Source organism: Alterinioella sp. B-7 (assembly GCF_056857775.1).
The window spans coordinates 129,395-142,700 of the sequence record NZ_JBSXNT010000032.1 but is presented as its reverse complement, the minus strand read 5'-3'; the positions used below and the strand labels follow the sequence as shown (position 1 = coordinate 142,700).

14 protein-coding genes are annotated in these 13,306 nt (G+C 66.2%); 10 read left to right on the top strand and 4 right to left on the bottom strand.

All coding sequences use genetic code 11. The features are described 5' to 3' along the window. Nucleotides 1-166 precede the first annotated feature (166 nt). The 10 genes from AC13C7_RS10390 (at nt 167) to AC13C7_RS10345 (ending at nt 8,721) form a co-directional block, all read left to right on the top strand. On the top strand, nt 167-1,213 hold the full coding sequence (locus tag AC13C7_RS10390; protein ID WP_482867422.1) for an ester cyclase: 1,047 nt from the start codon (nt 167-169) through the stop codon (nt 1,211-1,213). After that, complete coding sequence (locus tag AC13C7_RS10385; protein WP_482867421.1) at nt 1,210-1,848, top strand: glutathione S-transferase family protein; 639 nt, start codon at nt 1,210-1,212, stop codon at nt 1,846-1,848. Before AC13C7_RS10390 ends, AC13C7_RS10385 begins: the two co-directional genes overlap by 4 nt. Further along, nucleotides 1,845-2,612 carry an SDR family NAD(P)-dependent oxidoreductase gene (locus tag AC13C7_RS10380; protein ID WP_482867420.1) on the top strand — a complete coding sequence of 256 codons (768 nt, stop codon included), beginning with the start codon at nt 1,845-1,847 and terminating at the stop codon, nt 2,610-2,612. The genes AC13C7_RS10385 and AC13C7_RS10380 overlap by 4 nt, the downstream gene beginning before the upstream one ends. Continuing rightward, nucleotides 2,597-3,637, top strand: a complete 1,041-nt coding sequence (locus AC13C7_RS10375; RefSeq protein WP_446169447.1) for a LacI family DNA-binding transcriptional regulator — start codon at nt 2,597-2,599, stop codon at nt 3,635-3,637. The genes AC13C7_RS10380 and AC13C7_RS10375 overlap by 16 nt, the downstream gene beginning before the upstream one ends. 5 nt (nt 3,638-3,642) lie before the next feature. Then, the gene (locus tag AC13C7_RS10370; RefSeq protein ID WP_482867419.1) at nt 3,643-4,632 is read left to right on the top strand and encodes a nuclear transport factor 2 family protein; all 990 of its coding nucleotides are present in this window, start codon (nt 3,643-3,645) and stop codon (nt 4,630-4,632) included. 162 nt (nt 4,633-4,794) lie between these two features. After that, a complete protein-coding gene (locus AC13C7_RS10365) occupies nt 4,795-5,760 on the top strand; it encodes a cupin domain-containing protein (RefSeq protein WP_482867418.1) in 966 nt (321 codons plus the stop codon). Between the two features lie 6 nt (nt 5,761-5,766). Continuing rightward, on the top strand, nt 5,767-6,210 hold the full coding sequence (locus AC13C7_RS10360) for a hypothetical protein (protein ID WP_172316995.1): 444 nt from the start codon (nt 5,767-5,769) through the stop codon (nt 6,208-6,210). Further along, nucleotides 6,207-7,340, top strand: coding sequence for a cobalamin-independent methionine synthase II family protein (locus tag AC13C7_RS10355; protein ID WP_482867417.1), 1,134 nt, complete (start codon nt 6,207-6,209; stop codon nt 7,338-7,340). The genes AC13C7_RS10360 and AC13C7_RS10355 overlap by 4 nt, the downstream gene beginning before the upstream one ends. Continuing rightward, on the top strand, nt 7,337-8,029 hold the full coding sequence (locus AC13C7_RS10350) for an alpha/beta fold hydrolase (RefSeq protein ID WP_172316999.1): 693 nt from the start codon (nt 7,337-7,339) through the stop codon (nt 8,027-8,029). Before AC13C7_RS10355 ends, AC13C7_RS10350 begins: the two co-directional genes overlap by 4 nt. Further along, nucleotides 8,029-8,721: an RraA family protein gene (locus AC13C7_RS10345; RefSeq protein ID WP_482867416.1), complete on the top strand. Its 693-nt coding sequence runs from the start codon at nt 8,029-8,031 to the stop codon at nt 8,719-8,721. Before AC13C7_RS10350 ends, AC13C7_RS10345 begins: the two co-directional genes overlap by 1 nt. 75 nt (nt 8,722-8,796) lie before the next feature. Here the strand turns inward: AC13C7_RS10345 and glcF are convergent, their stop codons facing one another. From glcF to AC13C7_RS10325, 4 genes are all read right to left on the bottom strand, one after another. Continuing rightward, the gene (gene glcF, locus AC13C7_RS10340) at nt 8,797-10,089 is read right to left on the bottom strand and encodes a glycolate oxidase subunit GlcF (protein WP_482867415.1); all 1,293 of its coding nucleotides are present in this window, start codon (nt 10,087-10,089) and stop codon (nt 8,797-8,799) included. 4 nt (nt 10,090-10,093) lie between these two features. After that, nucleotides 10,094-11,248, bottom strand: coding sequence for a glycolate oxidase subunit GlcE (gene glcE, locus AC13C7_RS10335; protein ID WP_482867414.1), 1,155 nt, complete (start codon nt 11,246-11,248; stop codon nt 10,094-10,096). A 19-nt stretch (nt 11,249-11,267) separates the two neighbouring features. Next, a complete protein-coding gene (locus AC13C7_RS10330; protein WP_172317007.1) occupies nt 11,268-11,621 on the bottom strand; it encodes a hypothetical protein in 354 nt (117 codons plus the stop codon). A 151-nt stretch (nt 11,622-11,772) separates the two neighbouring features. Next, complete coding sequence (locus AC13C7_RS10325) at nt 11,773-13,218, bottom strand: FAD-linked oxidase C-terminal domain-containing protein (protein ID WP_214647386.1); 1,446 nt, start codon at nt 13,216-13,218, stop codon at nt 11,773-11,775. Nucleotides 13,219-13,306 lie beyond the last annotated feature (88 nt).

The following is a 13,306-nucleotide window of genomic DNA, read 5'->3' as shown; positions in this document are numbered from 1 at the left end:
GTGATTTGCAAACGTATGCAATTTCTGCTTGCCATTCCCTCGACGCCCCGCTTACCATCCTCGCAAACGTATTCAAAACCGAGGAGTCGGAGGTCATGTGGTGGCGAGGGCAAGGGCCGTTGGCAGGCGGTCTGTTCAAGGCAAGGCCCGTGTGGGAGGCCGGGGAATGACCGACCGCCACACGCATCACAAGGCGCTGCTGGAGCCGCTGCGCGCGGCACTCTACGACTTCGACGAGGCCAGCGCGCGCCGGGCCTTGCAGGCGGTGGCGCCCGATGCGCTTTTCCGTCACTGCCACCCGTTCGGCGACATTCAGGGGCCGGATGGCTTCTTTGACGCGACCTTTGCGCCCCTGGCCCGCGCCTGGCCCGATCTCGAGCGGCGCGATTACATCGTCATGGCGGGGCCGGATGAACACGCCGCCGATTGGGTCGGCTGTGGCGGGTTCTATACCGGCACGTTCAAGCGCCCCTGGATGGATATTCCGCCCACGGGCCATATCGTCACCATGCGCTTTGCGGAGTTTTACCGCCTCGAAGACGGCAAGGTTGTCGAGGTCCAGGCCATCTGGGACATTCCCGAGGTGATGATGCAGGCAGGTGCCTGGCCGCTCGCCCCTTCGCTCGGGCGTGAGGTCCTGGTGCCGGGACCGGCAACGCCCGACGGGATCGTGCCGGGGCCTTATGACGAGGCCGAGGGCGCGGCCTCCTGCGCGTTGATCATCGACATGCTGGAGCATCTCAAGCGCCACCCGAGCCAGGGCGGGCCGGAAGTCATGGAGATGCCGAAATTCTGGCATCCGAAAATAAACTGGTACGGGCCTGCGGGTATCGGATCGGGCCGGGGCATCAAGGGCTTCCGCGACTGGCACCAGATCCCCTTTCTGGCCGGAATGCCCGACCGGGGGCAATACCTGGACGAGATCACCTATCATTTCTTCGGCGACCGCAACTATGCCGCCGTCACAGGCTGGCCCAACATGATGCAGACCATCACCGCGCCGGGCTGGTTGGGGATTGCACCCTCGGGGCAGAAGGTCTCGATGCGCAGCCTCGATTTCTGGCGCATCGAAGGCGGTTTGATCCGCGAGAACTGGGTGCTGGTGGACCTTCTGCACATGTATGACCAGATCGGCGTCGATCCCTTCGCCCGGATGCGTGAATTCAACAAGGCGCGCATGGGCTTTGACGATGAAACGGGGCGCGCGGCATGAGCCTTGTCCTGCATGGCAGAGCAACGTCATCGAACGTGCAAGCCGTCATGTGGGGGCTTGCCGAACTCGGCCTGGATGTCGAGCGGCGCGATGTCGGGGGGCGGTTCGGGGGCAATGATACGCCTGAATACCGCAAGATGAATCCCATGGGCCTGATCCCGGTCTTGCAGGATGGAGAGGTCGCGTTGTTCGAAAGCGCGGCGATCCTGCGTTACCTGGATCGGCGCTTTGGTCAGGGGCGGTTGTCGACCGACGATCCGCGTGGCGACAGTTGGGCGGAATGGGCCAAGCACACGATGTGCCGCACCTTCACATTGCAGGTTTTCTGGGGCTTCTACCGCACCCCCGAGGCGGATCGCGACATGGCGGCGGTCATTGCGGCGTTGCGCCGGTTCGAAGCACTTGCGGCTTTGGCCATGGCGCAGCGCGGCGCCGAGGCCTGGCTGATGGGCAACCGGTTCTCGCTTGCGGATCTCTGGGCCGGGCACGTGCTGTATCGTTATTTCACGCTCGATCTGCCACGCCAGCCGCCGGATGGGCTGAGGGCGTATTACGACACGCTGCAACAGCGACGGGTCTATTGTGATCATGTCATGATCGACTATTCCGAATTGAAAGGACGGCTTTCGTTTTGACCAGACTTCCCCGCACCCCCTCGTTCCGCCTCGACGGCAAGCGCGCGCTGGTGACCGGCGCGTCCTCGGGCATCGGCCAGGGCTGTGCCGTGGCGCTGGCCGAGGCGGGGGCGCATGTGGTCTGTGCCGCGCGCGGGGTCGAGAAACTGCAAGCCACGGTTGACGCGATGGCGGCGGAGGGCTGGTCGGCCGAGGCGCTGGCGCTGGATATGGCCGATCTGGACGCGCTCAGCGATGCGATGGCGGGCCAGGCCCCGTTCGACGTGGTGGTGAACTCTGCCGGAATGGCGCGGCATGGGCCCGCGCTGGAGACCACACCCGAGGATTACGACGCGGTGATGGATCTGGACCTGCGCGCGGCCTATTTCCTGTCCGCCGGTGCCGCGAAGGCGATGCAGGCGGCGGGGCTGCGCGGCTCGATCATCCATATCTCCAGCCAGATGGGCCATGTCGGCGGCATTGACCGCGCGGTCTATTGCGCGGCGAAGCACGGGCTGGAGGGGATGATCAAGGCGATGGCGGTGGAATGGGGGCCGATGGGCATCCGCGTCAACACGATCTGCCCCACCTTCATCCGAACGCCGCTGGCGCAGGTCACGCTGGACAACCCCGAGCGCGCCAAGTGGATCACCGACAAGATCAAACTGGGTCGCGTCGGCGAGGTCGAGGATATCATGGGCGCGGTCGCCTACCTGGCCAGCGATGCCTCGGCCATGGTCACGGGCACGGCGCTCCTGATCGACGGCGGATGGACGGCCGAGTGATGGCGGGCAAGGTCACATCCCTGCAGGTGGCCGCCCGCGCAGGCGTCAGCCAGAGCGCGGTCAGCCGGGTCTTCACGCCCGGTGCCTCGGTGTCCCAGAAAACCGCCGAAAAGGTGCGCAAGGCGGCCGAGGAACTGGGCTACCGGCCCAATGTCCTGGCCCGCGCGATGGTATCGGGCAAAAGCCGGATCATCGGGCTGGTGGTGGCCTATCTGGAAAACTACTTCTACCCCGAGGCGCTGGAGAAGCTGTCCAACGCGTTGCAGGCGCGCGGCTATCACGTGCTGATCTTCATGGCCTCGCAGAACGCGGGCAATCTGGACGATGTGATGTCCGAGATCCTGGATTACCAGGTCGACGGCATCGTCATCGCCTCGGTCTCGCTGTCCTCGGACGTGGCCGAGCGCTGCCAGTCGGCGGGCGTGCCCGTGGTGCTGTTCAACCGCAGCCAGGATATCGAGGGGATCACGTCGATCTCCTCGGACAATGTTGCCGGCGGGCGCAAGGTGGCCGAATTCCTGATGGCGGGCGGGCATCGGCGCATCGGCTATATCGCCGGGTGGGAGGGCGCCTCGACCCAACGCGACCGCGAGGCGGGGTTCACCGCCGCGTTGCACGACGCCGGACAGCAGGTGTTTTCCCGCGAGGTCGGGGATTTCGACACCGCCCGCGCCCGCGAGGCCGCCCGCGCCATGTTCGACAAGCCCGCGGATCGACGCCCCGATGCGGTTTTTGTCGCCAATGACCACATGGCCTTCGCGGTGATGGATGTGCTGCGGTTCGAGCTTGGCATCGCGGTGCCGGGTGAGGTCTCGGTGGTCGGCTATGACGACGTGCCGCCCGCCGCCTGGCCCGCCTACAACCTGACCACCGTGCGCCAGCGCGCCAACCTGATGGTGGGTGAAACCGTCGCGGCGCTGATGGACCATATCGACACGCCCCAGACCGCCCGCCCGCGCCGGGTGGCGATCGACGGCCCCCTCATCCTGCGCGGCTCGGCCCGCAGCCCGAAAGACAAAGGATAGAAGAGATGCAAGGTTTCGACCCCAAGTTCAGCGATTTCCCCGACTACATCATCGGCATCACCAAGGAGATCTGGGAGGATCGGGGCATCGCCACGCTGCACCAGTATTACGGCGACGAGATCGTGGTGCGCAGCCCGGCCTCGGTGGTGATCGGCAACCAGAATGTCATCGGGGCCACCATGGCGACGCTGGCCGAGTTCCCGGACCGGGAATTGTTGGGCGAGGATGTGATCTGGTCGGGCACGCCCGAGGAGGGGATGCTGTCCTCGCACCGCATCATCTCGACCGCGACGCACGCGCGCGACGGCATGTATGGCACGGCGACGGGCAGGAAGCTGCACTACCGCATCCTGGCCGATTGCCATGCGATCAACAACCAGATCAACGATGAATGGCTGATCCGCGACCAGGGCGCCATCGTGCGCCAGATGGGGTGGGAGCCGAAAGCCTATGCCGCCGACCTCATCGCGCGCGAAGGGGGCCCGGAGAATTGCGTGCAGCCGCTGACGCCCGCCAATGATGTCGAAGGCCCCTACAAAGGCCGGGGCAATGACAATGAATGGGGCGCGCGCTATGGCGGTATCCTGACCCGGATCATGGGCGCGGACATGGCCACGATCGAACGCGACTATGACCGCGCCGTGCAGACGGAATACCCGGGCGGCGTCACTGGCCATGGGTGGGGCGCGGTCGATCAGTTCTGGATGGGCCTGCGCGCGGCCTTTCCGGGGGCGGAATTCAGGATCGAACACCAGATCGGGCGCGACGACCCCAACATGTGCCCGCGCGCCGCGATCCGCTGGTCGCTGCATGGCAAGCACACCGGGTGGGGGGCGTTTGGCGTGCCGACCGGGGCCGAGGTCTATATCCTGGGGATCAGCCATGCCGAGTTCGGCGAGGTGATCGGCGGCCAGGTGAGCTTGCGACGGGAATTCACGCTGTTCGACGAAACCTCGGTCTGGAAGCAGATGCTGCTGCAAGGGGCCGCGCAGTGATCCAGGAGCAACGCGAACCTGTCAGACGCCTGCACGTGGCGCTTCAGGCGCGGCGGGCCGAGCGGCTCAACCCGCATCCGCCGGGGGGCTGACTTTCTTGCAAGAAAGTCAGGCGATCCTTGCAAGGATCGCCCCCCTTCCGACCCAATAAGGACCAATCCCATGACCCCTTCCGAAATGGAATCCCGCATCGTTCGCTACGGCGAGCTTCACCCCTGCAAGACCGCCTTCATCGACGCCCACACACCGGGCAGCGACCAGAAGGAGAACTTCACCATCATCGGCGGCGGCGTCTCCGAGAGCCCCGACCAGCACGTGCACATCACCATCCCGCACGGCTTCAACATCGGTGCCGCGGGCCAGCCGCCGAAATGCCGCAACTCGATGCACAACCACCGCACGGCGGAGGTCTTCTTTGTCCTCAAGGGCCGCTGGCGCTTCTTCTGGGGCGAGAAGGGCGACGCGGGCGAGGTCATCCTGGAAGAGGGCGACATCTTCAACATCCCCACCAACATCTTTCGCGGCTTCGAGAATATCGGCACCGATTACGGGATGATCATGGCGATCCTGGGCGGCGACGATGCCGGCGGCGGCGTCATCTGGGCCCCGCATGTGATCGAGGATGCCAAGGCGCATGGGCTGATCCTGGGCGAGAATGGCAAGCTCTATGACAGCAAGAAGGGCGAGCGCCTGCCCGAGGGTGTCGACCCGATGCCGCTCCTGTCGAAAGAGGAACTGGCCGAGGTCGATTGCCCGAGCGCCATGGACGTGATCGGCGGCTATGTGCGCCGCTATCTCGACATGGTGGCGCTGGCGGAGGAAAAGCCCGTCAAGGTGATCGGCGCGGAGGGTCTCATTCGCGACAAGCCCGGTTTCGAGGTCGATTTCCTCACCCGCGCCAGCGCGACGCAGGAAAAGCATGAGCATGACAAGCCCTCGGTCCTGATGCCGGTGAAAGGCCATTGGCGCGTGGACTGGGACGGCGGCAGCGCCACTCTCGCCCCCGGCGACACGATGTCGGTGCCCGAGGGCCTGGCACATTCCGTCGTGCCCTCGATGACCGGCGAGGCCGCGCTTTTCCACGTCATCGCCACGGACGATGCGGCGGGACCGACCTGGAAGGGGTGAGCGGTGATGCGCATCCTCACAGGCTTTGCCGCGCTTGTCGGCCTCAGCATGCTGGTCGCCGGGGTCACCTCGGGTGCGTCTGCATCGCTCTGGGGCGGGCTGGCGGTGGCAGGCGTTGCGGGGGCGCTTTTCTGGCGCAGCTTGCGCAACCCGGAGGTCACGCGAAAGATGGGCAGCTTCGCCCAGGTGACATTCGCGATGCAGCCCGGCCCCGGCGTTTCGGGGCCGGGCACCTACGCCCGCGTTGCCACCCCTCAAGGGAACGCGTGGGATGTGGCGCTGGACCGGCTGCCGGTGCGTGAGGATATGGATGCCTATGACATCGCGCATCGAGGGTGGGTCTGGCTTGCCCCGGGCGGCTTGCCCGAAAAGGTCCGCATCGACTATGGCACGACCTGGAAGAGCTGGCCGGTTCTGAAAGCCACCGAGACGAAAGGACAGATGAAATGACGAAACTCCTCGCAACCCATGTCGGATCGCTGCCGCGCAGCCAAGAGGTGGTCGATTTCATCTTCGCCCGCGAGAACGGCACCGAATACGACCCCGCCGCTTTCGATGCCTGCATGACGGCGGCGGTCTCCGAGACCGTGCGCAAACAGGTCGAGGCGGGGATAGATATTGTCAGCGATGGAGAGACCTCGAAGATCTCCTACGCCACCTACGTCAAGGATCGCTATACCGGGTTCTCGGGCGACAGCCCCCGCAACGCGCCCGCCGATCTCAAGATGTTCCCGAGCTTCCTGCAACGGCTGGCTGACGATGGTGGCACGCCGCAATACGCCCGTCCGATGTGTACCGGCGAGGTGCGATCCAAGGGGCAGGGGGAATTGCAGAAGGACATCGACAACCTCAAGGCGGCTATGACTGACCATAGCGCGACACGCGGTTTCATGAACGCGGCCTCGCCGGGGGTGATCTCGCTCTTCTTGCAAAACGACCATTACAAGACGCGCGGGGCCTATCTGGCGGCACTCGCCGATGCGATGAAGGCGGAATACGAGACCATCGTGGCGGCGGGGCTGGACCTGCAGCTGGACTGCCCCGACCTGGCGCTGTCGCGGCACATGCTGTTCAATGATCTCTCGGATGCGGAGTTCGTGCAGGTCGCGGGTGACCATGTCGCCGCGCTGAACCACGCGCTTGCCGACGTGCCGCAGGAGAAGGTCCGCATCCATATCTGCTGGGGCAATTACGAGGGGCCGCATTGCTGCGATATCCCGATGGACAAGGTGTTCTCGACGCTGATGTCGGCCAAGGCGCAATACCTGCTCTTCGAGACCTCGAACCCGCGCCATGCGCATGAATGGACCGTGTTCCGCGACCGCCGTGCCGAGATCCCCGATGACAAGATCCTGGTGCCGGGGGTCGTGGATACGACGACGAATTTCATCGAACATCCGGAGGTCGTGGCGCAACGCATCGAGCGCTTCGCGGGCATCGTCGGCAAGGAGCGGGTGATCGCAGGCAGCGATTGCGGCTTCGGCACCTTCGCGGGCTTCGGCGCGGTCGATCCCGCCATCGCCTATGCCAAGCTCGCGGCCCTGTCGGAGGGTGCGGCGCGGGCGGATGCACGGCTGTGACACCGCTTGTGATGCTACCGGGGATGATGTGCGACGCGCGCCTCTTCGGCCCGCAGATCGAGGCATTGTCCGGCACCTACCCGCTGATGACCCTGCCCATCGGCGGCAAGGACACGATGGTCGAACTGGCGCGCGAGGTGCTGGCCGTCGCGCCACCACGCTTTGCACTCCTGGGGCTGTCCATGGGCGGGATCGTGGCGATGGAGATCCTGCGCCAGGCCCCCGCGCGAGTGGATCGGCTGGCGCTTCTGGACACCAATCCGCGTGCCGAGACCGAGGAGAAGCGGGCGGGCCGGACGCCGCAGATGGAGGCGGCGGCGCGAGGCGGTCTGGCCCGGATCATGCGCGACGAGATGAAGCCCAATTACCTGGCCGATGGCCCCCGCCGGGGCGCGATCCTCGACCTCTGCATGGCGATGGCGCTGGATCTGGGCCCGGATGTCTTCATCCACCAGTCCCGCGCGCTGCGCGACCGGGTCGACCAGTCCGAGGTGCTGCGCGCCTACAAGGGTCGGGCGCTGGTGCTGTGCGGGCGCGAGGATACGCTCTGCCCGATCGAGCGGCACGACTACATGCACGGGCTGCTGTCGGGCAGCCAGTTGCAGATCATCGAGAACGCCGGGCACCTGCCCACCCTGGAACAACCCGAACTGACAATAGCGGCCATCCGCCGCTGGATGGAGGCCTGATGGACACGACACTTCTGGACCTTTTGCGCAAGGTCGATACCCCCACCGTCTGCAATGCCATCGAGGTGGTGCAGGGCAAGCGCGGGTTCGACCGGTTCACCCGTGGCACGATGGTGTGCTCGGCGCCGGGCGAGGCGATGGTGGGCTATGCCCGCACCGCGCGGATCGCGGCACTGGCCCCGCCGACAGAGGCCCCGGACGTGATCCGCACCCGTCGGATGGCCTATTACCGCTACATGTCGGAGGGCCCGCGCCCCGGCGTGGCGGTGGTCGAGGATCTGGACGGGGCCGCCGCGATCGGGGCCTATTGGGGCGAGATCAACACGACGATCCACAAGGGGTTCGGCCTGTCGGGTGCGCTGACCAACGGCGTCATGCGGGACTTGGGCGACCTGCCCGAGGGGTTTCCCGTGGTGGCGGGATCAATCGGGCCGAGTCATGGCTTCGTGCATGTGCGCGATCTGGATTGCGAGGTGCGGATATTCGGCCTCTCCGTGCGTCCCGGCGAGTTGATCCATGCCGACCGCCACGGTGCGCTGGTGATCCCGGAAGATGTCGTCGGGGGCTTGCAGGCCGGGATCGAAAGCCTTCTGGCGACCGAGAAGATCGTGCTGGACCCGGCGCGGGCGGATGGGTTCGACTTCGCCGCGTTCGAGGCCGCGTGGGAGGCGTTCGAGAAGGCGCGCACCTGACCAGATTGAAAACCCTGGCGGGTTTGCTCTATTTTTTGGTGCCTCCGGCGGGGATATTTCCGGAACAAAGAAGCATCAGGTTGCAAGATCGGCCAGGGCGGGTGGTCTGGGGCCGCCGGTGGCCCAATCCAGAAGCTCGACCGTGTGGACGATGGGAATCTCGGTGGCCGAACCGATCTGCATCATGCAGCCGATATTGCCGGCGGCGATGATCTGCGGGTCGGTGGCCTGGAGCGTCTCGACCTTGCGGGTCTTGAGCTGGCCCGAGATCTCGGGTTGCAGCAGGTTGTAGGTGCCCGCCGAGCCGCAGCATAAATGCGCGTCACGCGGCTCGACCACGGTGAAGCCCGCCGCTTTGAGCAGCGCCTTGGGGTGGGTGGTGATCTTCTGCCCGTGTTGCAGGGAACAGGCGGCGTGATAGGCAACGCGCAGGGCAGGCGCCCGGGGCTGGAGGTCGAGACCGGCCAGAAGCTCGGTGATGTCCTGCGCGATGGCGGCGACGCGGGCGGCATCGTCGGCCAGGTCGGTGGTGCGGAACATGTGGCCGTAATCCTTCACCGTCGTGCCGCAGCCCGAGGTGTTGATGACGATGGCGTCGAGCCCTTCGCCGTCGATCTCGGCGGCCCAGGCGCGGATGTTCCCGGCCGCCGTGGCGTGGGCCTCATCGGTCTTGCCCATGTGATGGGTCAGCGCCCCGCAGCAGCCCGCGCCGCGCGCCACCACGACCTCGCAACCATGGCGGCGCAGGATGCGGATGGTGGCGTCGTTGATATCGGTGTTGAGCGCCTTCTGCGCGCAGCCCGTCATCAGGGCGACGCGGGCCTTGCGGGGGCCTGTGGCGGGAAAGACCTGCGCGTCGTCATTGCGGCTGACCGGCGGGATGGTCTTGGGGGCCATCGCCAGCATCGCGCGCAGGCGGGCGTCGGGGATCAGGCGGGCGAAGGGTTTGGCCAGTTTCGCGCCGGCCAGCGCCGCGCGAAACCGCATCGGGTAGGGCAGGATGCGCGCCAGCGTCCAGCGCAGCAGGCGGTCCATCAGGGGGCGTTTGTAATTGGCCTCGACATAGGTGCGGGCGTGGTCGACCAGGTGCATGTAATGCACGCCCGAGGGGCAGGTCGTCATGCAGGCGAGACAGGACAGGCAGCGGTCGATATGCTTGACCGTCTTCGGGTCCGGCACGCGGCTGTTCTCCAGCATGTCCTTCATCAGGTAGATGCGGCCGCGCGGGCTGTCCAACTCGTCTCCGAGCACCTTGTAGGTGGGGCAGGTCGCGGTGCAGAAGCCGCAATGCACGCAGGCGCGCAGGATCTCGTTGGCGCGCGCGGTGCCGGGGTCTTGCAGTTGGGCGTCGGTGAAACTGGTTTGCATGGGATTAGCCCATCAGGCCGGGGTTGAGGATGTGATTGGGGTCGAACCTGGCGCGCAGGCCCTCGGAGATCCTGGCCAGTGCCGGGGCCTGCGGCTGGAAGACGGGCGTGCAGCGGCGCAGGTCTTCGGGCGCGCGGATCAAGGTGGCGTGGCCGCCATACGGGCCGAGCGCGTCACGGATCACCGGGGCCGGGTCGGCGTGGTGGGCGGGCACCGAAAGCCAGATCAACCCGCCGCCCCAATCGAGGCTGGCCTCCGCCCCCAGACGGTCGTGCAAATGCGAGGTCAGCAGGGCCGCGTCCGTGGGTTTGAGGGATAGTCGCCAGAGCGTATCGTCGCGGCCCTGGACCGCCGTCAGATCGCGGATATCGCGCCAGAGCGCCTTGTGGCCTGCGCCCTCGATCCGGTCGCTGTCGAGGTCGCGGAACCGGGCCTGCAATTGCGTGGCGCGGTTCCGGACCTGCAAATCGAACCCCTCCAGCCGAAGATAAGCCGTGCCCCCCTGCCAGGCCGCGCCGGAAATCTCGTAAGGCGTGCCGAGGGCGGCGCAGAAGAGGTCGGTGGCCTGCGCCACGGTCAGACCGGGAAAGGCGAGGGTGCAGGCGGTCTCAGGGCGCGGCAGGGTTTTCAGCGACACTTCGGTCAGGATGCCGAGCGTGCCATAGGCGCCACACATCAGTTTCGCGAGGTCCAGCCCGGTGACGTTCTTCATCACCCGCCCGCCATTCTTCAGCACCTCGCCGCGCCCGTTGACGAAGCGCACGCCCAGAAGATGATCGCGGCAGGCGCCAACAGCCAACCGGCGCGGGCCGGAGATGGCGGCGGCGACCATACCGCCCACGGTCGGCGTTCCGTTCGAGCCAAGGAGGCCGCGATGGTCCATCGGCTCGAAGGCCAAGTGCTGGTTCTCAGTGGCGAGGGCCGACGTGACCTCGTCCAGCGGCGTGCCCGCGCGCACCACCATGTTGAGGCTGCCGGGCTCATAGAGCGTGATGCCGGTCAGGCGATCCGTTGAGAGGGTGGTGTCGGTCTCGATGGCCTGGCCGATGACGCTGCGGGTGCCGCCGCCCCGGATGCGCAGGCGGGTATGGCTCGCCGCAGCATCTGCGACGGTTTCGGCCAGTTCGGCCTCATTGGCGGGGGTGAGGAGGGCGCTCATGCAAGGCCCTCCCGTCGGGTCAGTTCCGGGAGGCGACGTTCCAGGCACCTTCGTGCCAGCCCATCGCGGGGGGCAGGATGCCCGTAGAGAGCAGGCAGGGCGGCGCTGCGTCGGGGCCGGAGGAAAGGCCCGACAGAACGCCCCGTGCGGGAGGGGGCGCTGGCAGGACAGGGGTGCCCGCCTCGATCCGCTCCAGCGCGGCGTCGAGAGAGAGGGGGGCGGGCAGGTCGTTCACATGCGGCGTCAGGTCGATCTGCGGGGCGACCGGCATGGGCATGGTGACGCCCCAGGAGGCAAGGGCGGGGACGGTGGTTGCGATCAGGGCAAGGGCTGCGATGACGGTACGCAGCGGATGGGAAAAGAGCTTGGTCATGCAAAAGTCCTTTGGCATTCAATGCCCAGCAAAAGGCGGGAGGGATGCCATGACCATAGCCCAATAAGTGTGCAAATGACAATAACAACTGTCGCCCCTTCATGCCCCGCATGTCCGATAGGTCCGGATCACCCTGTGCAAACCCTTGATTTCATGCCCGGTTCCGCCGTGTTTCGCTGGCCGGAAGCGGAAAGACCTTGGTGGGGTTCAGGCGCCAGTTCGGGTCGAACACATCCTTGACCTGCATCTGCATTTCCAGGTCCGATTCGGAAAACTGGTTCCCCATCAGGTCGCGTTTCTCGATCCCCACGCCATGTTCGCCGGTCAGGCAGCCGCCCATCTCGACGCAGAGGCGCAGGATCTCGGCCCCGAGTGCCTCGGCCCGTTCCAGGTCGCCCGCCGTGTTGGCGTTGTAGAGGATCAGTGGGTGCATGTTGCCGTCGCCCGCGTGAAACACATTGGCCACGCGCAGCCCGTGCTCGGCGGCCAGATCGCCGATGCCCCTGAGGGTCCGGGGCAGGGCCGAGACCGGCACGGTGCCATCCAGGCACATGTAATCGTTGACCTGCCCCATCGCCCCGAAGGCCGATTTGCGGCCCTTCCAGATCGCGGCGCTTTCCTCAAGGCTTTCGCTCACGCGCATCTCGACCGGGTCCAGCGACTGCGCGATGGCGGTGATCTTGCCCAGTTGATCCTCGATCTCGGCCTCGGAACCTTCGACCTCGACGATCAGCAGCGCCTCGCAGATCGGGTATCCGGCATGGGCGAAATTCTCGACCACCTCGATGCAGGGCCGGTCCATGTATTCGATGGCCACGGGCAGGAGGCCCGATTTGATGATGTCGGCCACGCATTGCCCCGCGACCTCGGCGCTGTCATAGCCGATCATGACGGGCCGCGCGCCCTCGGGCTTGGGCAAGATGCGCAGGGTGGCTTCCGTCACGACCGCCAACTGCCCCTCTGAGCCGCAAATGAGGCCGAGCAGGTCCAGCCCGCCCGCCTCCATCTGTGCGCCGCCAAGCTCGACGATCTCGCCATCCGCCAGCACCATGCGCACGCCCAGAAGGTTGTTAGTGGTCACGCCGTATTTCAGGCAATGCGCGCCGCCCGAGTTCATCGCGATATTGCCCGCGATGGCGCAGGCCAACTGGCTGGAGGGGTCGGGCGCGTAGAAGAACCCGTCGGCATCGACATGTGCGGAGACGGAGAGGTTGGTCACCCCCGTCTGAACCCGGATGAAGCGGTTGGGATAGTCGACCTCCAGCACGTCGCGCAGCCGCGCGGTGCCCAGGATGACGCTGTCGGCCGTGGGCAGCGCACCGCCCGCCAGCGAGGTTCCGGCCCCGCGCGGCACAACCGGCACACCCATCTGGTGGCAGACCCGCATCACGGCGGCGACGCCTTCGGTCGTGCGCGGCAGGGTCACGGCCAGCGGGGGGCAGCGATAGGCGGTCAGCGCGTCGCATTCATAGGCCCGCGTTTCGACCGGGTCCGAGATCACGTCCTCCGCGCCGATGGCCTCGGCCAGGGCGGCCACGATCTGGTCCTTGCGGGACAGGATCGACGCGTCGGGGGCGGGCATGGCGATGGTGGACATGGGCGGCAGGCTCCTCCTTGTCCGCGAGTCAGTCGGTTTCGGAAAGACTAGCCGATATTGGTCAGAAAATCTAACCAAAAATGATAGG